The organism is Streptomyces sp. NPDC093591, from assembly GCF_044764885.1.
Classification (GTDB): domain Bacteria; phylum Actinomycetota; class Actinomycetes; order Streptomycetales; family Streptomycetaceae; genus Streptomyces.
The window spans coordinates 1-18,144 of record NZ_JBIWIY010000018.1; the positions used below are offsets into that span (position 1 = coordinate 1).

Annotated in this window: 29 protein-coding genes; 26 read left to right on the top strand and 3 right to left on the bottom strand. The window is 69.8% G+C overall.

Annotation, left to right across the window (positions count from 1 at the left end):
* Window positions 1-194 precede the first annotated feature (194 nt).
* From ACIREI_RS33045 to ACIREI_RS33060, 4 genes are all read left to right on the top strand, one after another.
* Entirely contained in the window at window positions 195-1,823 is a 1,629-nt protein-coding gene (locus ACIREI_RS33045) for a thiamine pyrophosphate-binding protein (RefSeq protein ID WP_403340710.1), read from the top strand.
* Window positions 1,820-2,035: a hypothetical protein gene (locus ACIREI_RS33050; protein ID WP_403340712.1), complete on the top strand. Its 216-nt coding sequence runs from the start codon at window positions 1,820-1,822 to the stop codon at window positions 2,033-2,035. The genes ACIREI_RS33045 and ACIREI_RS33050 overlap by 4 nt, the downstream gene beginning before the upstream one ends.
* 126 nt (window positions 2,036-2,161) lie before the next feature.
* The gene (locus ACIREI_RS33055; protein ID WP_403340715.1) at window positions 2,162-2,572 is read left to right on the top strand and encodes a hypothetical protein; all 411 of its coding nucleotides are present in this window, start codon (window positions 2,162-2,164) and stop codon (window positions 2,570-2,572) included.
* Between the two features lie 50 nt (window positions 2,573-2,622).
* The gene (locus ACIREI_RS33060) at window positions 2,623-2,844 is read left to right on the top strand and encodes a hypothetical protein (protein ID WP_403340717.1); all 222 of its coding nucleotides are present in this window, start codon (window positions 2,623-2,625) and stop codon (window positions 2,842-2,844) included.
* Window positions 2,845-2,864: 20 nt separating this feature from the next.
* Here the strand turns inward: ACIREI_RS33060 and ACIREI_RS33065 are convergent, their stop codons facing one another.
* On the bottom strand, window positions 2,865-3,653 hold the full coding sequence (locus ACIREI_RS33065; protein WP_403340719.1) for a MerR family transcriptional regulator: 789 nt from the start codon (window positions 3,651-3,653) through the stop codon (window positions 2,865-2,867).
* Window positions 3,654-3,884: 231 nt separating this feature from the next.
* Here ACIREI_RS33065 and ACIREI_RS33070 point away from each other — a divergent pair, with 231 nt between their 5' ends.
* Window positions 3,885-5,351, top strand: a complete 1,467-nt coding sequence (locus tag ACIREI_RS33070; RefSeq protein ID WP_403340722.1) for an amino acid permease — start codon at window positions 3,885-3,887, stop codon at window positions 5,349-5,351.
* A 49-nt stretch (window positions 5,352-5,400) separates the two neighbouring features.
* Here the strand turns inward: ACIREI_RS33070 and ACIREI_RS33075 are convergent, their stop codons facing one another.
* The gene (locus tag ACIREI_RS33075; RefSeq protein ID WP_403340725.1) at window positions 5,401-6,777 is read right to left on the bottom strand and encodes an integrase; all 1,377 of its coding nucleotides are present in this window, start codon (window positions 6,775-6,777) and stop codon (window positions 5,401-5,403) included.
* A gap of 432 nt (window positions 6,778-7,209) precedes the next feature.
* A complete protein-coding gene (locus ACIREI_RS33080) occupies window positions 7,210-7,632 on the bottom strand; it encodes a hypothetical protein (protein ID WP_403340728.1) in 423 nt (140 codons plus the stop codon).
* Window positions 7,633-7,808: 176 nt separating this feature from the next.
* Here ACIREI_RS33080 and ACIREI_RS33085 point away from each other — a divergent pair, with 176 nt between their 5' ends.
* The 21 genes from ACIREI_RS33085 to ACIREI_RS33185 all read left to right on the top strand — a co-directional run bounded on the left by ACIREI_RS33085 (window position 7,809) and on the right by ACIREI_RS33185 (window position 18,117).
* Window positions 7,809-8,066, top strand: a complete 258-nt coding sequence (locus ACIREI_RS33085; protein WP_403340731.1) for a helix-turn-helix domain-containing protein — start codon at window positions 7,809-7,811, stop codon at window positions 8,064-8,066.
* Window positions 8,067-8,070: 4 nt separating this feature from the next.
* Complete coding sequence (locus ACIREI_RS33090; RefSeq protein WP_403340734.1) at window positions 8,071-8,376, top strand: DNA-binding protein; 306 nt, start codon at window positions 8,071-8,073, stop codon at window positions 8,374-8,376.
* Window positions 8,377-8,458: 82 nt separating this feature from the next.
* The gene (locus ACIREI_RS33095; protein ID WP_403340737.1) at window positions 8,459-8,770 is read left to right on the top strand and encodes a hypothetical protein; all 312 of its coding nucleotides are present in this window, start codon (window positions 8,459-8,461) and stop codon (window positions 8,768-8,770) included.
* Entirely contained in the window at window positions 8,767-9,609 is an 843-nt protein-coding gene (locus ACIREI_RS33100) for a hypothetical protein (protein WP_403340740.1), read from the top strand. Before ACIREI_RS33095 ends, ACIREI_RS33100 begins: the two co-directional genes overlap by 4 nt.
* The gene (locus ACIREI_RS33105) at window positions 9,606-9,971 is read left to right on the top strand and encodes a hypothetical protein (RefSeq protein ID WP_403340743.1); all 366 of its coding nucleotides are present in this window, start codon (window positions 9,606-9,608) and stop codon (window positions 9,969-9,971) included. Before ACIREI_RS33100 ends, ACIREI_RS33105 begins: the two co-directional genes overlap by 4 nt.
* On the top strand, window positions 9,968-10,252 hold the full coding sequence (locus ACIREI_RS33110; RefSeq protein WP_403340745.1) for a hypothetical protein: 285 nt from the start codon (window positions 9,968-9,970) through the stop codon (window positions 10,250-10,252). Before ACIREI_RS33105 ends, ACIREI_RS33110 begins: the two co-directional genes overlap by 4 nt.
* Entirely contained in the window at window positions 10,249-10,545 is a 297-nt protein-coding gene (locus ACIREI_RS33115; protein WP_403340748.1) for a hypothetical protein, read from the top strand. The genes ACIREI_RS33110 and ACIREI_RS33115 overlap by 4 nt, the downstream gene beginning before the upstream one ends.
* Complete coding sequence (locus ACIREI_RS33120) at window positions 10,542-10,781, top strand: hypothetical protein (protein ID WP_403340751.1); 240 nt, start codon at window positions 10,542-10,544, stop codon at window positions 10,779-10,781. Before ACIREI_RS33115 ends, ACIREI_RS33120 begins: the two co-directional genes overlap by 4 nt.
* The gene (locus ACIREI_RS33125; RefSeq protein ID WP_403340754.1) at window positions 10,778-11,131 is read left to right on the top strand and encodes a hypothetical protein; all 354 of its coding nucleotides are present in this window, start codon (window positions 10,778-10,780) and stop codon (window positions 11,129-11,131) included. The genes ACIREI_RS33120 and ACIREI_RS33125 overlap by 4 nt, the downstream gene beginning before the upstream one ends.
* Window positions 11,128-11,613 (top strand): hypothetical protein, encoded by a 486-nt coding sequence (locus tag ACIREI_RS33130; protein ID WP_403340757.1) that lies wholly within the window; start codon window positions 11,128-11,130, stop codon window positions 11,611-11,613. The genes ACIREI_RS33125 and ACIREI_RS33130 overlap by 4 nt, the downstream gene beginning before the upstream one ends.
* Window positions 11,606-11,842: a hypothetical protein gene (locus tag ACIREI_RS33135; RefSeq protein ID WP_403340759.1), complete on the top strand. Its 237-nt coding sequence runs from the start codon at window positions 11,606-11,608 to the stop codon at window positions 11,840-11,842. The genes ACIREI_RS33130 and ACIREI_RS33135 overlap by 8 nt, the downstream gene beginning before the upstream one ends.
* A complete protein-coding gene (locus ACIREI_RS33140; protein ID WP_403340762.1) occupies window positions 11,839-12,060 on the top strand; it encodes a hypothetical protein in 222 nt (73 codons plus the stop codon). Before ACIREI_RS33135 ends, ACIREI_RS33140 begins: the two co-directional genes overlap by 4 nt.
* Entirely contained in the window at window positions 12,057-13,061 is a 1,005-nt protein-coding gene (locus tag ACIREI_RS33145; protein ID WP_403340765.1) for a YqaJ viral recombinase family protein, read from the top strand. Before ACIREI_RS33140 ends, ACIREI_RS33145 begins: the two co-directional genes overlap by 4 nt.
* Window positions 13,058-13,936 carry a recombinase RecT gene (locus ACIREI_RS33150; protein WP_403340768.1) on the top strand — a complete coding sequence of 293 codons (879 nt, stop codon included), beginning with the start codon at window positions 13,058-13,060 and terminating at the stop codon, window positions 13,934-13,936. Before ACIREI_RS33145 ends, ACIREI_RS33150 begins: the two co-directional genes overlap by 4 nt.
* Window positions 13,933-14,685: an exonuclease domain-containing protein gene (locus ACIREI_RS33155; protein WP_403340771.1), complete on the top strand. Its 753-nt coding sequence runs from the start codon at window positions 13,933-13,935 to the stop codon at window positions 14,683-14,685. The genes ACIREI_RS33150 and ACIREI_RS33155 overlap by 4 nt, the downstream gene beginning before the upstream one ends.
* Window positions 14,685-15,122 (top strand): hypothetical protein, encoded by a 438-nt coding sequence (locus tag ACIREI_RS33160; RefSeq protein ID WP_403340773.1) that lies wholly within the window; start codon window positions 14,685-14,687, stop codon window positions 15,120-15,122. The genes ACIREI_RS33155 and ACIREI_RS33160 overlap by 1 nt, the downstream gene beginning before the upstream one ends.
* On the top strand, window positions 15,119-15,361 hold the full coding sequence (locus tag ACIREI_RS33165) for a hypothetical protein (protein WP_403340776.1): 243 nt from the start codon (window positions 15,119-15,121) through the stop codon (window positions 15,359-15,361). Before ACIREI_RS33160 ends, ACIREI_RS33165 begins: the two co-directional genes overlap by 4 nt.
* Entirely contained in the window at window positions 15,358-15,960 is a 603-nt protein-coding gene (locus tag ACIREI_RS33170) for a hypothetical protein (RefSeq protein WP_403340779.1), read from the top strand. Before ACIREI_RS33165 ends, ACIREI_RS33170 begins: the two co-directional genes overlap by 4 nt.
* The gene (locus ACIREI_RS33175; RefSeq protein WP_403340782.1) at window positions 15,957-17,264 is read left to right on the top strand and encodes a DNA cytosine methyltransferase; all 1,308 of its coding nucleotides are present in this window, start codon (window positions 15,957-15,959) and stop codon (window positions 17,262-17,264) included. The genes ACIREI_RS33170 and ACIREI_RS33175 overlap by 4 nt, the downstream gene beginning before the upstream one ends.
* A complete protein-coding gene (locus tag ACIREI_RS33180) occupies window positions 17,261-17,938 on the top strand; it encodes a WhiB family transcriptional regulator (RefSeq protein ID WP_403340785.1) in 678 nt (225 codons plus the stop codon). Before ACIREI_RS33175 ends, ACIREI_RS33180 begins: the two co-directional genes overlap by 4 nt.
* Window positions 17,935-18,117: a hypothetical protein gene (locus ACIREI_RS33185; protein WP_403340788.1), complete on the top strand. Its 183-nt coding sequence runs from the start codon at window positions 17,935-17,937 to the stop codon at window positions 18,115-18,117. Before ACIREI_RS33180 ends, ACIREI_RS33185 begins: the two co-directional genes overlap by 4 nt.
* The last annotated feature ends 27 nt before the right edge of the window (window positions 18,118-18,144 follow it).

Sequence of the window (18,144 nt, forward strand, 5' to 3'; positions counted from 1 at the left end):
GCGGGGGTCCAGGGGGCGGAGCCCCCTGGGAGCGGGGTCGAAGGGGCAGCGCCCCTGGAGGATGGGACGGGTAGGGGCGGCGGGGGCGAGAAACCGCCCGGCGTACCGCGGAGCGACACGCCCCCTTGCCCCCACCCCACCACCCCCCGACACTGACCGGCGACCCCCTTCAGGCCCCGCCCCCGAGGAGCCCCATGGGAACCCGCCCCGCCCAAGCCCTCCTGGACATCCTGCGCGGCGAGGGCGTGGACCGCGTCTTCGGCAACCCGGGCACCACCGAACTGCCGTTCCTGGCCGCCCTGTCGGAGACAGACGACGCCCCCGAATACATCCTCGGCATCCACGAGGGCGCCGTCGTCTCCATGGCCGACGGCTACGCCCGCGGCACCGGCCTCCCCGCCTTCGTAAGCCTGCACATAGCGGCCGGCCTCGCCAACGGCCTGATCGGCCTGCTCAACGCCCGCCGCTCCCGCACCCCCCTCGTGGTGACGGCCGGCCAGCAGGACCGCCGCCGCCTCCAGCAGGACCCGATGCTCTCGGGCGACCTGACGGGCCTCGCGGCCCCCGCGGTGAAGGCGACGTTCGACGTCCAGCACGCCCGCGACCTCCCGCTCGCCCTGCGCCGCGCCTTCGCGCTCGCCGTACGGCCGCCCGTAGGGCCGGTGTTCCTCTCCGTCCCGATGGATCTCCTCGCCGAGGACACCGAGATCGAGGTCCCGGCCCGCACCCCCACACCCGCACCGGGACCGGCTCCGGGCCTGGAACGCGCCGCGCTCCTGCTCGGCGACGCCACCCGCCCCGCGATCGTCGCGGGCGACGGCGTGGGCCGCGAGGACGCCCTCGGCGCGCTCATACGCACCGCGGAGGCCTGCGGTGCCACCGTCCACCACCAACCGATGGCCGACTGCCTGAACTTCCCGACCACGCACCCCCTCCACGCCGGGACGCTGCCCCCGCGCCACGACGCCATCCGCACCGCACTCGCCGCGTACGACACCGTGCTGATCGCCGGCGCACACGCCTTCACCCCGCACCACTACACCCCCGGCCCCGCCGTGCCGCCCGGCCTCACCGTCGTACAACTCGACTCCGACCCGGGCGAGATAGGCCGCAACTTCCCCGCCGACACCGGACTCGTCGGCGCCCTCGCCCCCTCCCTGCACCGCCTGGCCGAACTGCTCCGCGACCGCGTCCCCGACCACACCGCCAAGTCCCGCATCCTGCGCGCGGGCGAACGGCACGCCGCCGAGCGCGACCGTGCCGAGTCCGCGGCCCGCGCCGCATACTCCCGGGCCCCGCTCGCCCCCTGGGCCGCCGCCCACGCCGTGGCCCGGGGCCTGCCGCCCGACGCCGTGGTCGTCGAAGAGGCCATCACCGTCGGCCTGTTGTTACGCCGCCTCGTACGCCTGGACCGCCCCGGCAGCTACACCCACACCGTCGGCGGCGGCCTCGGCTGGGGCATCGGCGCCGCCGTGGGCCGCGCGCTCGCCGAACCCGGCCGGCCCGTGGTCGCCGTCCTGGGCGACGGCTGCACCCTGTTCGGGCTGCAAGGCCTGTGGAGCGCTGCCCGGCAGTCCGCCCCCGTCCTGTTCGTGGTGATGAGCAACGGCGCCTACCGCACCGTCCAGGACGCCTACCAGTCGATGGGCGGCCAGGGCGTCTGCCCGGGCACCGAGCTGGGGCAACTCGACTTCACCCGGGCCGCGGGCTTCTTCGGCGTCGACGCGGTACGGGCACAGAGCGCGACTCATCTGTGCGAACTGGTCGCCGATGCGGGGAGGTTGACGCGGCCGCTCCTGGTCGACGTGCCGCTGCGATCGTGACGGCGCCCCCCGGCGCAAGCCGTGCCGCCGCACTTTCGTACCCGGGCGACCTGCACGACGCCCCGCAGGAGCAGCGTGCGCCTGCCACCGGCAAGGTGTTCCTCGTCCTCGCCCTCGCACTGGTCCGATCCTGCTGTTACGGCATCAACCTGGAGGAGTCCGTGGCGCCGTCTCGGTCGTCGCTGCCCCCTCCCGTGTGCGCGCGGCCGTGACCAGCCGTTTCAAGGATCGTCCAAGGTCTGCGCAATGCAGCCTCCCTAGCTTCATGGACGAACGGTTCGTGGACGAATCCGAGAAGCTCGACCGGGAGGCAGGGACCTATGCGTACGAAGCTCATCATGCGATCACTCGGAGTGGTCGCCGCCGGAGCCGCACTGACCGTCGGAGTTTCCGCGGGAACCGCCAACGCGGCTTCGAGCTGGAACCTCCAGTACACGCAGGGCGACCTCGTGGGCGCTCACGCCTGGGGCACCGTCAGCCTCTCCGGCGGTCGGTACTACGTCAAGGTGAACATCCGCGACACGAAGGCCGACTCGCACGGTGCGCGCGTGTACCTGCGTGCCACGTACCAGGAGGGGTGGGGCGGTGACAGGACCGAGTACCTCTCCGCCTCGGGGTCGGGCGCGGAGAACAGCTACACCTGGAACTTCGACGACACCGTGTCATGGTTCGAGGCCAAGGAGTGCCTCACGGAACAGGGCAGCGACTGGGACTGCGCCGACTACAGCAAGATCTATGGGAGCCCGTGATCGCGGACTCGTGACGGCGTGATCCTGTGCGGGTCCGCTCCGGAGACGGAGTGGACCCGCCGGCGTGCCACGCCTTTCCTCGTCGGCCACGAGACGGGCCTGATCGGCTTCCGCGCTCACTCACCGCGGCCCTCGCGCCGTACGACGAACGGCGGACGGCGGACGGCGGCTTCGAGCACATCCGTGACCGGCAGGCCGTACGTCGGACCCAGGCGCCGTCCGATCCGGTGCCGACGCTGCTGTACGACGTCGACGGAGCAGCGGCCTCCTGACCGGGCAGACCCTGGACGTGTCAGACGGATCCGCCCTCCTTCGAGGTCCCTTCCTCCGACATCCGCCCCAGCCACTCCCTCAGCTCCTCCTTGAGCGACCGCTGAAAGGTCGTCAACAGGGCTTGCACCACCAGGGGTTGCATGTGCGCGGAGAGCGACTTCACATCCTGCGCCGCGCGCTGCGACACCTCCTCGCGAAAGAGCTGGGACAGCTCGTGCGCGGCGGCACGCGAGTGCTCGATGAGGACCTTGCGCGCGGCGAGGATCGCCTCCTGCGACAGGGGAACGTCCAGCAGCCCGACGCCCAGCCGCAACAGCCCGAGGTCGACGCGGTAGTCGCCGGAGCCGGAGCCCTCCCCGTCCCCGACTCCGCGCCCATCCCGACCTCCACCCCCACCCTCGGCCTCGACGACACCCATCGCAGCCAGCCGCTCCACGTCGTCGTCGCCGAGCGCCCGCCCCGCCCGCCGCTCCAGCTCCGCCCGCGTCACCCTCTCCACGGACTCCGGCGCCCAGGACGCCACCACGGCCCGGTGAACGGCGAGGTCATGGGCGTCCAGATCGGGTGGTAGCTGCTGCAGGTACCGCTCGATGGCCGCCAGCGTCATGCCCTGCTGCTGCAACTCCTCGATGAGCGCCAGCCGGGCCAGATGCTCGCGCCCGTACCGTCCCACTCTGCGCGGCCCGATCACCGGGGGCGGCAGCAGCCCCTTGGTGCCGTAGAACCGCACCGTGCGGACCGTCAGACCCGCCCGCGCGGCCAGCTCGTCGATCGTGAGGGTCGGCCCCTCGGTGGTGTCGGTCGTCATGTGCAGCAGTATCGCTGTCTCACCAGTGCTGTGACACCTCCCGCGACCCACCCGACGACGACGCGGGACCGCCCTGTGAGAAGTAACGCTCTGTGACATGCGCCACCGCGTGAGCCGCGTCCCTGGGGGAAGGTGACCCCTTGGTCTGCGCCTTTACCGAGGACGCGGACCATACGTACGTCCGGACACCCGAGCGTGACCCGCTCGAGCGCACCAGAGAGTGGTACCCCCGTGAGCAAGGACGCCGTGAACACGGCAGTGGCCGCACCCCGTACCGACGCGGCCTCGGTGCCCGCGGACGCGGGCGACGCCGGTTACAGCAAGGACCTCAAGGCCCGCCACGTCAACATGATCGCCATCGGCGGGGCCATCGGCACCGGCCTCTTCCTCGGCGCCGGCGGCCGCCTCCACAACGCGGGACCGGCGCTGGCGATCGCCTACCTGATCTGCGGCATCTTCGCCTTCTTCGTCGTCCGCGCCCTCGGCGAGCTGGTCCTCTACCGCCCCTCGTCCGGCTCCTTCGTGTCGTACGCGCGTGAGTTCCTCGGTGAGAAGGGCGCGTACGTCGCCGGCTGGATGTACTTCCTGAACTGGTCGACGACCGGCATCGCCGACATCACCGCGATCGCGCTGTACACGCACTACTGGAGCATGTTCACCGACATCCCGCAGTGGGTGCTGGCCCTGGCCGCGCTCGCGGTGGTCCTGGCCGTGAACCTGATCTCGGTGAAGATCTTCGGTGAGATGGAGTTCTGGTTCGCGATCATCAAGGTCGCCACGCTGGTCGCCTTCATGTTCGTCGGCATCTTCCTGCTCGCCACCCAGCACAAGGTCGGCGGCCAGACCCCCGGGCTGGACGTGATCACCGACAACGGCGGCGTCTTCCCGCACGGCCTGATGCCCGTCGTCCTGGTCATGCAGGGCGTGATCTTCGCGTACGCCGCGCTGGAGCTGGTCGGCGTCGCCGCGGGCGAGACCGCCGAGCCGGAGAAGGTCGTCCCGCGCGCGGTGAACTCGATCATGTGGCGCGTCGGCCTCTTCTACGTCGGCTCGGTCGTCCTCCTCGCCCTCCTCCTGCCCGGCTCGGTCTACTCGGCCGACGAGAGCCCCTTCGTCACGGTCCTGTCGAAGATCGGCGTCGAGGGCGCGGGCGACGTGATGAACCTGGTGGTCCTGACGGCGGCGATGTCCTCCCTCAACTCCGGCCTGTACTCCACGGGCCGCATCCTGCGCTCCATGGCGATGGCGGGTTCGGCGCCCAAGTTCACGGCCCACATGAACCGCAGCCAGGTCCCCTACGGCGGCATCCTGCTCACCTGCGCGGTGTGCGTGCTCGGCGTCGGCCTGAACTACCTCATGCCCAGCCAGGCCTTCGAGATCGTGCTGAACGTCGCCTCCCTCGGCATCATCTCGACCTGGGTGATCATCATGGTCTGCCACCTGATCTTCGTCCGCCGCGCCAAGGCGGGCCTGGTCACCCGGCCGAGCTTCCGCCTCCCCGGCAGCCCGGTCACCGAGATCGTGACGATCGCCTTCCTGCTCTCCGTGCTCGCCCTGATGTGGAACGACCCCGAGGTCGGCCGCAAGACCCTCCTCCTGATCCCGGTCATCGCGGCGATGCTGGTCGCCGGCTGGTTCGCGATCCGACGCCGGGTCGCCCGAGCGGAGGACCGGGAGCTGACCGACCTCACGAAGTAGCCGGAGGCCGCTGTCAGTGGCGGGCTCTACGGTGGCGTCATGTCGGAGATCACAACTGACCAACCACCGGAAGCCCGCTGAACTGCAGCGGAGTATCCATACCGGGCTCTGATGGGAGAGAAATGGGAAAAGGGGGAGTCCACAGACCCCCCGCCACCACATTCTTCTCCCACACACCCTGAAGGTACTCGACGATCCGCATCTCCATCCCGATCGTCACCCGGCTGTACACGCCCTCCATCCCAGCCACCTCGTGCCCCATCCGGGCCTCCTTGGCGATGGTCGCGATGTCCGCCCCCGGCTCGTCCAACAACTCCCGGTGCCAGTGCCGCAGCCGGTAGATGTCCTGCCCGGCCATCTCCGGCACCGCCGGGATCTCCGGGCGCACGTACCGCATACGGCTCGGCCGCGGCTTGCGCTCCTTGGCACCGTCGCGGATCGGCTTCCAATACGAGTCCGTGAACGGCGTCGACAGCAGATGCTTACCGCTCATCGACGGGAACACCCACGGCGACGAATGGGAGACCAGCAGCGCAGTGTGCATCTCATGCAGGAATGGCGGGATGACCAATGTCCGGTAGCTGTCATACTTCGGCCCGGCGAGCGTCGGCACACTGTCGACGTAGTACGCCTGATGCTGCACCCGCAGCGCGTGCATGCCCTCATACCGCTTCGCCGCCTCCCGACCGCGCGCCATATCGGGATCCGTCGCTGGCCAGTTAGGGGACGCGAACCCACGCTGGAAGCCAACCATCTCGCCTGGCGGCCGCATCCCGGCAAAGGCGATGGTCCAGATGTACGCCCACCCTGTGTAGCCCCACACCGTATGGGCGTTCACGGCCAACTGGTGAACCGCCCCGAACGGCAACTCCGTCTTGACGCGAACCACCTGGCGCTTCTTGTAGCGCCCGCGGCGCCGCTGCTCGACGATGGGAGAGTCCGTGCGCAGCCTGTACTTGGTGACTGCGTCGTCCATGAGCATCTTGAACAGGCCGGTGACATTGCCCGCGTAGCTCTCCGAGTACTGCGCGCTGATGCGCCGCTTCCACACGTCGTACTCGATGGGCGTGATCTCACCAACGGGCCGGTTCCCCCAGTACGGTTCGATAACCGACCGCAGCATGGAGCGGTATCTCCGCATCGAGTTGTGCCGGATATCGACGGCCTCGAACCACATCCAGATGTACTCAGACATTGGTGTTGCGGCGCTGGCCCTGCGCACGCCCTTGCCGTGACGCTGCTCGTACTCGCGGTCGAGGCCGTAGGTGTACGCCTCGTTCTCGTCCTGGAACTTGACGCCGGGTGCGGGCCCGCTTGCACTCTCGTACTTCTTCGTCTTTGTCGGCCGGCCTTCGGCGTCGAGCTTGTACTCGCCGCCCCACCACTTCACGCGTATTGAGTTGCCGCGCGCTTCCACATAAGGCACGTCATCCCCCCAGATGACTCAGGTGAGTTGAGCACGGATGCGCCGGCAGGCACCCCTACCGCCGGGCTTCCGCGTACTGACTGCCTACTTTGCCGTGCCGACAGGGCAGCCGCGGCATGTTCTGCAGTCTCGGCCCTCGGCTCCCATGAACTGCCTCACGCGCTCCTGAATTGCGCGGTCTTCGACGGCCCTTGGAGCCAGGACACATACCATCTCGCCGTCTACTTGGGTCGGGTATCCGAGGATGCCCGGCCCAAGATCCAGGTTGATGACTCTCACCGGTCCCCCTTATGTCGCCTGCGGGACCTCCCCGGGTGGATCGTCAGGGTTACACGGCGAACGCGTGGGCGGGAGGGGGTTGATGAGGTTTCGTCACCACCGGAACGTTACGATCAGGTTACGGCGAAATGGTTGTACGGATATCAGAACTGATCAATCCGAGTCCGAGACGGCCCCAACCCTTCGCAAAGCCTCCACAAGTTCGTCAACGAACGCTCGCACCTCCCCGATAGGGGCACCTGGCATCTTCGCCTCCGCGGCCCGGTAGGCCTCCTCCCGCACCGCCTTCGCCGTCGGCCGCTCCACTGCAGCGCCGGCCGAGTCGAAGGAGGATGCGTCGCCGGCGAGGACGGGTGAGCCGCCTTCGGCGATGAGGATGCAGCTGCCGATGGCCCAGCCGAGGGCCTTCTCGATTCCCATGTACGACGACTCGCGGACCGGGCGGCCTTCCTCGACGCGCTGCCACGTGTCTTTGGTGATGCCGCCGGCGGCGCCTGCCGCGTCGCGCGAGGAGTACCGCTGCAGCCGGTGGGCCTTCACCGTCGCCCCGAGGCGTTCGAGATCGCGAGTTGCCATGTCGACATCTTCGCAGCGCACCCCTAGTTCCAGCTAGTTCCAACGGGGTAATCGGCCGGTTTTAGTTTAGGTAACGCTAACTAAGACGAACCTCACCCGCCTCATCGAGGCGAACTTCAGCGATCTAAGACGAACTCAGGCTAGACAGCGAGACGAACTAACGCTAACTTCGAAGCATGCACCAACCGACGACCTTCGAGGTCGACGGGGACGCGATCCGCGAGGAACGCATGCACGCGGGGATGAGCCGCAAGGACCTTGCTGACCTGGTCAGAGTCACCGAGCGCTACATCAGCCACCTCGAAAACGGCACCCGCAGCCGCATGAGACCCGCGTCGTACAAGCGCCTCCGCACCGCCCTCAGAGCGAACGACGCGCGCCTCCGGCGCACACCTCCTCGCCCCACCGAGGACCCGCCAACAGAAAGGACGTAGTTCCGTGACCCCCACCAAGTCCCAGAGGTACGGCACCCCCGTCCCCCCGGCCGACCCGAACCAGGAGTACATGACTGCGCAGGAGACGGCCTACGTCCTGCGCTGCAGCCTCACCTGGCTCCGCCGGTTCCTGGCCACCCACCCGGACCTCTGCGGCCGCAACGGCAAGGGCGGAAAGATCATCACCGACCGTGCCCAGCGCGCCGCGATCCACGCCGCCCGCTCCGCCGGCGACCCGCGCACCGGGCGCACGATCCCCCGGCAGCGCCGCCCTCGCCGTACGGCCGTGAAGACGCCGGCCGCCGCCTGACGAAGAAGCGGGGCCACCCCGGACCGGCATCCGGAATAGCCCCTGCGCAACCCACTGAAGCACGAAGCAAGGAGTGGATCACGTGATTGGCAACTCTACCCAGATCAGCGCGGCAACCGCGCTGGTGCAGCTCCTCAAGGAGCACCCTGAACTTCCCGAGGCGGGCTGGTCGATCGGCTCGGTCATCACCGAGCTGCGCGGGTTCGTGCACACGGACACCATGGCGGCTCTGGTGGCGTACCAGGACGTGCTCGGCGGGGATGTGCATGCCGCGAACTGCTACGAGCACCTTGGGCGGACGCTGCGCAGGCACGTGTTGAACGCGGTGTGGCGTGACGTGCCGGTCGAGGTGGTTGTGTCCCTGCCGGTGGCGGCTGAAGCGGTGGCGTCGTGAGTGCCCCGTTGGTGGTGAACACCAGGGACGGCATGTGCTGGACGCGTCGCACGGTGACGTCGTCGGGGATCGCTCTGTATGCGCCGGAGGGTGTGTGCGGGTGCCCGGAGTTCGTGATGGCGACGCTGGTGGAGTTGGCGGAGCACGGGATCTGTGGGTCGGCGGATGTGCTGCCGGTGCCGGTGGGCCCGGAGCTGCAGGCGCCGATGTCGCTGAAGGCCGCGCTCATCCGGCTGGCGCAGTACGGCGAGCGGACGAGCACCTGGTCCACGGCCACCTACGACAGCGGCGCGGAGAAGGCGCTGCACGAGATCGCCGTGACGCTGGATGCCGCGCTGAAGTCCGGGCGCGAGCGCTACAAGGCGGGGCTGCGTCGCGCCGACGAGCAAGTCAACGCGATGAGCGAGGAGCTGAAGCGGTACGCCGCTGGCACGGAGACGCCCGTCCTGTGGTCGGTGTACAACGCGATGCACCTCCGTGCGGTGAACGCGGAGACGGAGTTGGAGCAGCTTCGGACTCGGGTTGCCGAGTTGGAGGCTGAGCGGCACGTCACGAACGAGGCGCTCGACGACGCGGTGCAGGAGTTGCGGACGCCGTACGCCGAGCGGGCGCGGCGGGAGACGCATCCGGGCCGTCGGCAGGCGTGGCTGATGCTGGCCCGTGTCGAGGAGTCGGAGCGGGTGGCGAATGCGCTGCTCACTCCGGAGGCCAGTCGGTCGGCGGACAAGCTGACGCAGCTGCTGGCGCCGACGCAGGCCCTCCGCGACGACGACCCGAACCACCTGCGCCACACGTACCGACTCGGCCGGGAACTGCCCGAGACGGGCGGTGTCCAGTGAAGAAGCAAGCGCAGACCCGAGGGCGCCTCACCATCACCCTGCCCGTCAGCCCGTACTGGACCGCCGACGACTACGCCCACGAGACCGACGCCCTTCGCACGCAGGTCTGGCCTGCCGTGCAGAAGCTTCTCGCGGAGGAGTACCCCGGGTTCAGCGCGGCGTTCACCGCCGACGACATCACGATCTGCACGCACTGCCGGGCCGAGTTCGAGGCGTTGACCGCCGAGGAGGCGGCTGACGACTCAACGAATCAGGACGAGCACAGCGTCGAGGGTGAGCCGGTCTGCTGCTACGCAGCGATCGCCGAGTTCCGTGCCGAGCGGGGTATCCCGCCGCTGGCCGAGACGGGCGGTGCGCGATGACGACGAGCCCTACGAACAAGTGCCGGTGCGACGAGCCCGACGCGGACCCGTACGCCTGCGAAGCCGAGGACTGCACGCACGAGTTCTCTGAGCTGAACCCCTTCGGCGGCGGCTCCGGTCCGGTCGAGGGCAAGGACGCCAAGGTTTCCCGCACCTGCGGCTGCGGCTGGACCACGAGCGTCTGGCACGTGGACGACGGTTCGGCCGAGGAGGAGCTGCACGGCCACGTGACCCGCGTGCACGGCGGCACCTACCCGGCCGAGTCGGGCGGTGCGAAGTGACCGCGTTCCTCGCCGACCTGACCGTCCCGGCCACCCTGTCACTCGGCCTCGTCCCCGTCGGCGCGCTGATCCTCGCGCTCGCGTTCGCTGACGCGGACCCCGCCTACTTCGACCCGCGTCCGGCCGTACGCCGTACGACCGCTGCCGTCCACCAGGCGGCCGTGCATGCGGGCCACGACCTCAACCGCGCCACCGCCACCGTGCAGCGCCACGCCGGGCAGGCCGCCCGCGATGCCGCGTTGACGGTGGCCGCGCTCCTCATCCTCACCATCCCGACGGGGGACCACCGATGAAGTACCGAGCCCTGCTGCTCCAAACCGCCTCATGCGTCGTCGAGTTCGAGGCCCCGGAGGACGCGACACCGGAGCACCTCGAAGCTGCCGCCCTTGAAGCCGATACGCCGACGCTGTGCCACCAGTGCGCGGGGAGCGGCAACCAGTCGCTGAACATCGAAGGCGAGTGGAGCCTGATGCGCGACGACGAGACCGGCAAGCCCGAGATCCACGTCGACGAGGACGGTGCCCGGTGATCCACTCCTCGAAGCCGCCGCTGAGCTTTGAGCTCGGCGCCAACCACCTCCACTCCGTCCTCCGAGTCGACGCCATCCGCGCCGAGACGCTCATGCAGCTCGTCGCCGGATGGGCCGAGCCGAAGACCCGTGACGAGGTGCTCGACGCCCTCGACGAGCTCGCCTCGGTCGTGCAGGGCGTACGCCGCGACGGCGAGCTTGACGCCGCGCTGGAGCAGGTCGAGGACGTCGCCTGCATGGACACGGCGCAGGTTGAGGTGTCGATCCCGGACACGCGCCGCATGTTGGCCGAGCTCGTCGAGGTGGAGCGGGTCCTGTCCCGCTTCAACCCGGAGCGGAGGACGGCATGAGCGCCCGCGCAAAGATCGCCGATCTGCTCTGGTGGAAGGTGCCCAGCGCGAACGACGCCGAAGCCAAGGCCGGTGCCGAGGAGATGCTCGACGCCTACCGCGATGAGGTCCTCGCCGAGGCCGAGCTGCTCCCCAAGGCGGACGTCGTGGCCTGGCTGGTGAAGAAGGCCCGAGAGAAGACGCCGGTGTGGCTGCTCGCCTCGAAGGTCGACCGTGGCGCGGTCCGCCCGGACAACCTGCGGATGCTGCCCGCCGACTTCTTCGAACCCGGCCACACCTACGCCGACCACGACCACGGTACCGACTGGAAGTTCCGCGTCGACACCGTCACGACCCACCCGGACGACGGCGAGCGCACAGCTCTGGGCTGGCGGCACTTCCGAGGCGAGTGGGAGCCGTACGCGTACGGCGAGGACGACTTCGACATCCACCTGCACGTGGGCACCACCGACGTCACCGAGAACGGTGTCGCCGATGCCTGAACTGATCTCCCGCCGCGCCTACCTCCTCGCCGCCATAAGGACACACGGCCGCCCCGTCACCACGCAGCTCGCCGAGCAGCTCATGACCGGCTCCCCGTGGCCCACCGCGGGCCGAAACACCGCGCGCAAGGACCTGCGCGCACTCGCCCGGCAGGGCCACCTCACCGCGGTCGACATCGACTCGCGCCGCCTGTACCACCCCACGACCGGAGAGGACGGCCGCCCGTGAGCTACCCGACCATCACACCGAGCCCCGACACCGAACGCGTCCTCGGCCAAATCCAGCGCGGCGAACTCCGCTGCGGCCCGGGCGCCGCCCGCGAGATCGCCGAACGCCACGAGGCCACCTACGGCGGCGCCTTCAACGGCACGCCCGCCCAGGTCCTCCTCGCCAACCTCGCGTGGGCTGACGCCCTCGCGTCGCTCACCTTCCAGGACGCCGCATGATCGACACGTCTGTGGCCGGGGCCACCACCGCCCCGGCCGCCGGCCCAACCATCCTCGGATGGTTCGAGCCCGGCACCGACGCCTGGCACGCCGCACGGGCCAACGGAATCGGCGGCAGTGAGATCGCCGCTGTCCTCGGCCTCAGTCCTCACGAGTCCCGCTTCTCCCTCTGGCACCGCAAGAAGGGCCTCATCGGCCCGGTTGAGGAGTCCCCGCAGATGCGGTGGGGGAAAAAGCACGAGCCCACTATCTGCGATGAGTTCGCCGAACTCCACCCCGAGTTCGTCGTCAGCATCGCGCCTACGTACGCCCAAGGCGAGCAGATCGCCAACCCAGACCGGCTCCTCCACAAGCCTTGCGACTGCGGTCTGCACAAGCCCGCGTGCTGCGACCCGGAGGACTGCGGGCCGTGCTGCGAGGACTGCCCTACCTGCCCGACCCTCGCGAAGCCGCCGGTGGCGATCGTCGAAGCGAAGACGGCCTACGACGACGAAGGTTGGGGCGAAGAGGGCACCGGCGAGATCCCAGTCTGGTACCGGGCTCAGTGCATCTGGTACCTCGACGTCCTCGGACTCCAGCGGTGTCACGTCGCCGTCCTGATCGGCCTGTCGGACTACCGCGAGTACGTTGTCGAGTACGACCCGGCGGAGGCCCAACTGCTGCGTGACGCCGGCGCCCGCTTCATGGACGACCTCGCCCGCGACATCCGGCCGGACATCGACGGGCACTCCGCGACGTACCAGGCGCTCCGCGAAATCCCCGAGGGCCTCGACCCCGTGGACGTCGAGATCGGCACCGAACTCCGTGACCGGTTCTACGCCGCGCAGGACGCCGCGTGGGCTGCCGAGGACGAGCTGACCGCCTGCAAGGGCGAGCTCCTCGACGCGATCGGCACCGGCCAGCGCGCCGTCTGCGAACGCCAACGCATCGCCACCCGCACCGTCCGCGACGGCGCCACCTACTCCCTCATGCCTGCACGCACCCGAAGGAACGCCCGATGACCGACAACACCGTCTCCAACGCCGTCGCCGTCCGCGACAACGGACCCGGCGCCATGGTCGAGCACTACCGCAACGACCTCGCCATGGTCATGCCGTCCCACGTCAAGCCCGACACCTTCGTCCGCCTCGCTGTCGGTGTCCTGCGCCGCGACAAGAACCTCGCCCTCGCCGCCCAGAACAACCCCGCCGCCCTGATGGGCGCCCTCATGGACGCCGCCCAACTCGGCCTCACCCCGGGCACCGAGCAGTACTACCTCGTCCCCCGCAAGCAGAAGGGCCGCCTGGAAATCCAAGGCATCCGCGGCTACCAGGGCGAGATCGAACTCATCTACCGGGCAGGCGCAGTCTCCTCGGTGATCGTCGAGGTGGTCCGGCAGGCTGACACCTTCCGCTACTCGCCCGGCCGGGACGAGCGGCCCGAGCACGAGATCGACTGGGACGCCGAGGACCGAGGCGAGCTGCGCCTGGTCTACGCCTACGCGGTGATGAAGGACGGCGCTACCAGCAAGGTTGTCGTCCTGAACCGGGCCCAGGTGATGAAGGCCAAGGCCATGAGCCAGGGCTCGGACTCCGCGTACTCGCCGTGGCAGAAGCACGAAGAGGCCATGTGGATGAAGACCGCCGCCCACCGGCTCACGAAGTGGGTGCCCACCTCGGCCGAGTACATGCGCGAGCAGCTGCGCGCGCAGGCCGAGGTCGCCGCCGAGCAACGTCCCGCCGTCGGCACGTCAGCCCCGCAGGCGCCGATGCCCGCCCCGGCCTCCGTCGAGGACGACGAGGACGAGGGCCCGATCGAGGGCGAGGTCGTCGACGACGAGCCCGCTGCCCGCGAGTGGCCGGCCGCCGCGCAGCCCGGAGCGGGGGCCCGCCAGTGAGCGCCTTCGCCGAGGTCCGCAGGAGCGCATGGGACACCGAGACCACCGGCCCCAACCCGCTCGAAGACCGCATCGTCACCGCCGCGTTCATCGTCCGCGGCGGCGGCCAGGAGGAGCGTGACTTCTCCTGGCTCATCAACCCCGGCATCCCGATTCCGGAGGAAGCGTCCGAGGTCCACGGCATCACCAACGAGATGGTGCAGGCCGATGGCCAGGACCCGAAGACAGCCCTCGACCAAATCGCCACGTGCCTCGCCCACGCCATCAGCCTGGGCATGCCGGTCATCGCGTTCAACCAGTCCTTCGACTGGTCGATCCTCCACTATGACCTCGCGCGTAACGGACTGCCGACCGTCGAAGAGCGCCTGAACTTCGCCCCCCTGCCCCTGCTTGACCCGCACGTCATTGACAAGCAGGTCGACAAGTACGTCAAGGGCAGCGGCATGCGGAAGCTGAAGCCCACCGCCGAGCGGTACGGCGTCGAGCTGGAGGACTGGCACACCGCCGAGGCCGACGCGCTCGCCGCGCTACTGATCGCGGAGGCGCAGTTCGAGCGGCATCCGCAGCTCAACTCGATGGGCCCGCAGCAGCTGTTCGCCGCGCAGAAGGCATGGCGGGCGGAGCAGCAGGCCGGCCTGCAGAAGTGGTTCCGCACGAAGGCGACGCCGGAGCAGGGCGGCGACCCGAACAAGGTAATCGACGGCTCGTGGCCGCTCATCCCGCAGCAGCGCGACGGGGGGCGAGGCTGATGTTCGGGCTCACCACCACCCGGCGCCTCCGCGCCGAAGTCGCCGCGGCCAAGGCCGAGACGGACCGGCAGCGAGAGCGCGCCGAGAAGGCAGTGAAGGCGGAGGCCACCGCCAAGTTCAACCGGCAGCAGGCCCTCGACCAGCTCGCCGCCGCGGACGCCGCGAACCGGCGCCTGCACGGCCGCAACCTCGAACTCGGCCAGCGGATCAGCAAACTCACCGAAGCCGACCCCGAGTACGCCGCCCAGCTGGAACGGCGCGTAGCCCGCCTCCGACGCATCGTCTCTCAGCTCCTCGCCGACCGGCGCACGGAGACGAAGCGCGCCGACGGTCTGCAGCGGCGCCTCGACGACGCCGTCGGCCTCACTCCTCGCGGGATCGAGGACAGCCGCCAGTGGCAGCCCGGCTACCAGAAGCCGAAGGCGGACGCGTCATGACCCGGTTCCTCGGCGCAGTCCTTCAGCGTGCTGCCGCCGCATTGTTCCCGCCGACCGGCCTGCACCAGCTCGCCGTACCGCGCCCGGTGTGGCCGGCCGCCCCGGACACCGTCGTCGCGCAGGCGTTCCGGCCGTGTGGGCCGTGCGGGATGGAGTTGCCGGTGACGGTGCACGGCGACGCCTGGCTGTGCCCGCACGGCCACCTGAACACGACCACGCCCCGAGAGGAGGCCAAGTGAGCACCGCACCCACCCTGTTCACCCCCGAGGCACCGGCCGCCACCGCGGCGGCCGGGCCGCGGCGGCCATACCGAGTCGCCGGAATCGACGTCAGCCTCACCGGAACAGGCGTAGCCACCCTCGCCGGGACCACGCTCATCACCTCCACCGGCCGCCGCAAGGACACCATCGCCCAGCGCCGCACCCGGATCAAGGCCATCGTCGACGAGGTTCTCCTCGCCGTCGGCGTCGTCGACCTGGCCGTCATCGAGGGCCCTTCTCACCACTCCGTCGGCGGCAGCATCTGGGACCGAGCTGGCCTGTGGTGGCGGATCGTCGACCGGCTGTGCTCGCAGGACATCCCGATCGCGGTGATGCCGCCGATGTCCCGCGCGAAGTACGCCACTGGCAACGGTGGCAGCCGCAAGGAAGCCGTGCTGGAGGCTGCGCAACGTCGGTACGGGGCGGTCCTCGACAACGACAACGAGGCAGACGCGCTCGTGCTGCGGGCGGCCGGGCTCGACTGGCTCGGCCAGCCGCTCGCGGAGGTTCCGGACGGGCATCGTGCGGCGCTGGCCGGCGTGCAGTGGCCCGACCGCGAGGCGGTGACCGCCCGATGAGAGGGACCTTCCAGCACGACTGGGATCTCGACTTCACCGACCTGTTCTGCGGCCTCGGCGGCTCCACCCGCGGCCTCATCGAAGCGGGCATGCGGGCGCGCCTGGTGATGAACCACAACCGCGTTCAGGTCGACGCGCACCAGGCGAACCACCCGGGCACGGAGCACCTGTGTGAGGACATCCACGCTTACGACAAGCGAAGCCTGCCCAAGACTCGCGTCTTGTGGGCGTCCCCGATCTGCACCGAGATCTCACCGGCCGGCGGTCGGAAGAGGACGTACGGCCAGACGTACCTCTTGGGAGCGGACGGCAAGGAAGTCCGTGTCGACGAATACGGCAACCCGATCCAGCCCGGATTCGAGCGGACCCGGGCGACCGCGCTCGACATCATCGCCGCGACCGAGGTCCACCGGTACGACGCGGTCCTCTGCGAGAACGTCATCGAGTTCTTCACCGACTGGGAACTCTTCGACTGGTGGCTCGGAGGCTTCAAGATCCTCGGTTACAACCACCAGATCGTGTGCGCGTCCAGCGCGCACCTCGGCGATGACGACAACGAGACCGCCCCGCAGCACCGCAACCGCGGCTACGTCGTCTTCACCCGCGAGGGCATCCCGCTGCCCGACCTTGAGGTCCGGCCCCGAGCCCTCTGCCCGGAGTGCGGCCCCGTCGAGGCGCGGCAGGTGTGGCGCAACCCGCGCCGCCGCAAGGTCGGCAGCTGGGGCGTGCAGTACGACTACCGCTGCCCCAACCGGCAGTGCGGGCACCTCATCCTCGACCCGACCGTGCGGCCTATCGGCGACGTCATCGACTGGTCTATGCCGGGCACGCGGATCGGGGATGGGCGCCCGGACCGGAAGAAGTTCACGCCGTACGCCGTATCCACCCGGGAGCGCGTCGCAGCTGGCCTGGCGAAGTACGGACATGAGCCGCACGTCGCGATGCTCCGGCAGAACAGCACCGCGGTCGCCACGACGGGCCCCATCCCGACTGTCTCGGCGAAGGGTCGGCACCACGCGCTGATCGTGCCCAACGGCCGCAAGGGCGCCGTTCGTACGACCGCAGAGCCGCTCACCACGGTGGCGTGCAAGCCGCACCACAGTCTCGTACGACCTGCGCCGCAGGTCGACGACTGCACGCTGCGCATGCTCAGCCCGCGCGAGCTGGCTTCGGCGCAGCGCTTCCCCGCGGACTACATCCTCCCGGACGCCAGCCAGGAGGCGCAGATCCTCGGCATCGGCAACGCCGTGTCCGTGAACGCGGCTCGCTGGCTGGGCGAGCGTGTGAAGGCGGTGCTGTCGTGAGCAACTACACCGGCTCCGTCCCCGACACCGAACCCGCCCGCACCTGGCTGCCGCTCGCCGCATGCATCGGCCACAACGACGCCATGTTCCCCGACAACAACCAGCGCCGCATCGCCGAAGCCAAACGCATCTGCCGCCCCTGCCCCGTCTGGCGGGAATGCCTCAACGACGCCCTCAACACCGGCGACAACAACTTCGGCGTCCGCGGCGGCCTCACCGACAAAGAACGCCGCGCACTGGCCAAAAAGCGCGCCCAGCAGGGCAGCCCTGTCGAACCTCCGAAGCCAAAGCCGGAAAAGCAGCCGCCACCGGCCACCCTCGCCGAGGCGTTCGCCCGCCGCACCACCCGCACTGAGAACGGCCACGTCCTGTGGTACGGCGCCCGGCAGATGAAGTTCCAGGGCGAGAAGTACACGTCCCTCAGGGTGGCGTTCCTCCTCGGCCACGGACGCGAGCCCGAAGGCCCGGTCCGCCGCACCTGCGGGATCGACTGTCACCGCGCGGACCATCTCACGGACGGGCGCATGCGTGACGAGGGCGCCTTGTGCGGCACGAGGCAGGGCTACCAGCGGCACAAGAAGCACAAGGAGCCGGCGTGTCTGCCGTGCAAGCGGGCGAACACGGACGCGGACAACCGGCTGCGCCGCACCGGCACCACCAAGGTCGCGGCGTGAGCAGCCGGATCCCGCAGCCCTGCCCGGCCACCCGCGGCGCGCACGCCGGTGAGCTCCGCTTCTACGTCAACGGCTGGTTGTGCGACGCGCACGCCCCGTGGGCGGCGAAGGGCCTGCCGGCGCCGCGGCCGGGGGCGGGCATCCCGGCGTCCGCGGTCACAACGAAGACCACCACCTGACAGCGGCCCCGCCGACCGAACCGGCGG

Excerpts from the sequence above, each read along its gene's own strand:
- ACIREI_RS33045 (WP_403340710.1), top strand. The coding sequence starts at position 195 with ATGGGAACCCGCCCCGCCCAAGCCCTCCTGGACATCCTGCGCGGCGAG.
- ACIREI_RS33055 (WP_403340715.1), top strand. The coding sequence starts at position 2,162 with ATGCGATCACTCGGAGTGGTCGCCGCCGGAGCCGCACTGACCGTCGGA.
- ACIREI_RS33065 (WP_403340719.1), bottom strand. The coding sequence starts at position 3,653 with ATGACGACCGACACCACCGAGGGGCCGACCCTCACGATCGACGAGCTG.
- ACIREI_RS33080 (WP_403340728.1), bottom strand. The coding sequence starts at position 7,632 with ATGGCAACTCGCGATCTCGAACGCCTCGGGGCGACGGTGAAGGCCCAC.
- ACIREI_RS33085 (WP_403340731.1), top strand. The coding sequence starts at position 7,809 with ATGCACCAACCGACGACCTTCGAGGTCGACGGGGACGCGATCCGCGAG.
- ACIREI_RS33110 (WP_403340745.1), top strand. The coding sequence starts at position 9,968 with ATGACGACGAGCCCTACGAACAAGTGCCGGTGCGACGAGCCCGACGCG.
- ACIREI_RS33120 (WP_403340751.1), top strand. The coding sequence starts at position 10,542 with ATGAAGTACCGAGCCCTGCTGCTCCAAACCGCCTCATGCGTCGTCGAG.
- ACIREI_RS33130 (WP_403340757.1), top strand. The coding sequence starts at position 11,128 with ATGAGCGCCCGCGCAAAGATCGCCGATCTGCTCTGGTGGAAGGTGCCC.
- ACIREI_RS33135 (WP_403340759.1), top strand. The coding sequence starts at position 11,606 with ATGCCTGAACTGATCTCCCGCCGCGCCTACCTCCTCGCCGCCATAAGG.
- ACIREI_RS33145 (WP_403340765.1), top strand. The coding sequence starts at position 12,057 with ATGATCGACACGTCTGTGGCCGGGGCCACCACCGCCCCGGCCGCCGGC.
- ACIREI_RS33150 (WP_403340768.1), top strand. The coding sequence starts at position 13,058 with ATGACCGACAACACCGTCTCCAACGCCGTCGCCGTCCGCGACAACGGA.
- ACIREI_RS33160 (WP_403340773.1), top strand. The coding sequence starts at position 14,685 with ATGTTCGGGCTCACCACCACCCGGCGCCTCCGCGCCGAAGTCGCCGCG.
- ACIREI_RS33165 (WP_403340776.1), top strand. The coding sequence starts at position 15,119 with ATGACCCGGTTCCTCGGCGCAGTCCTTCAGCGTGCTGCCGCCGCATTG.
- ACIREI_RS33175 (WP_403340782.1), top strand. The coding sequence starts at position 15,957 with ATGAGAGGGACCTTCCAGCACGACTGGGATCTCGACTTCACCGACCTG.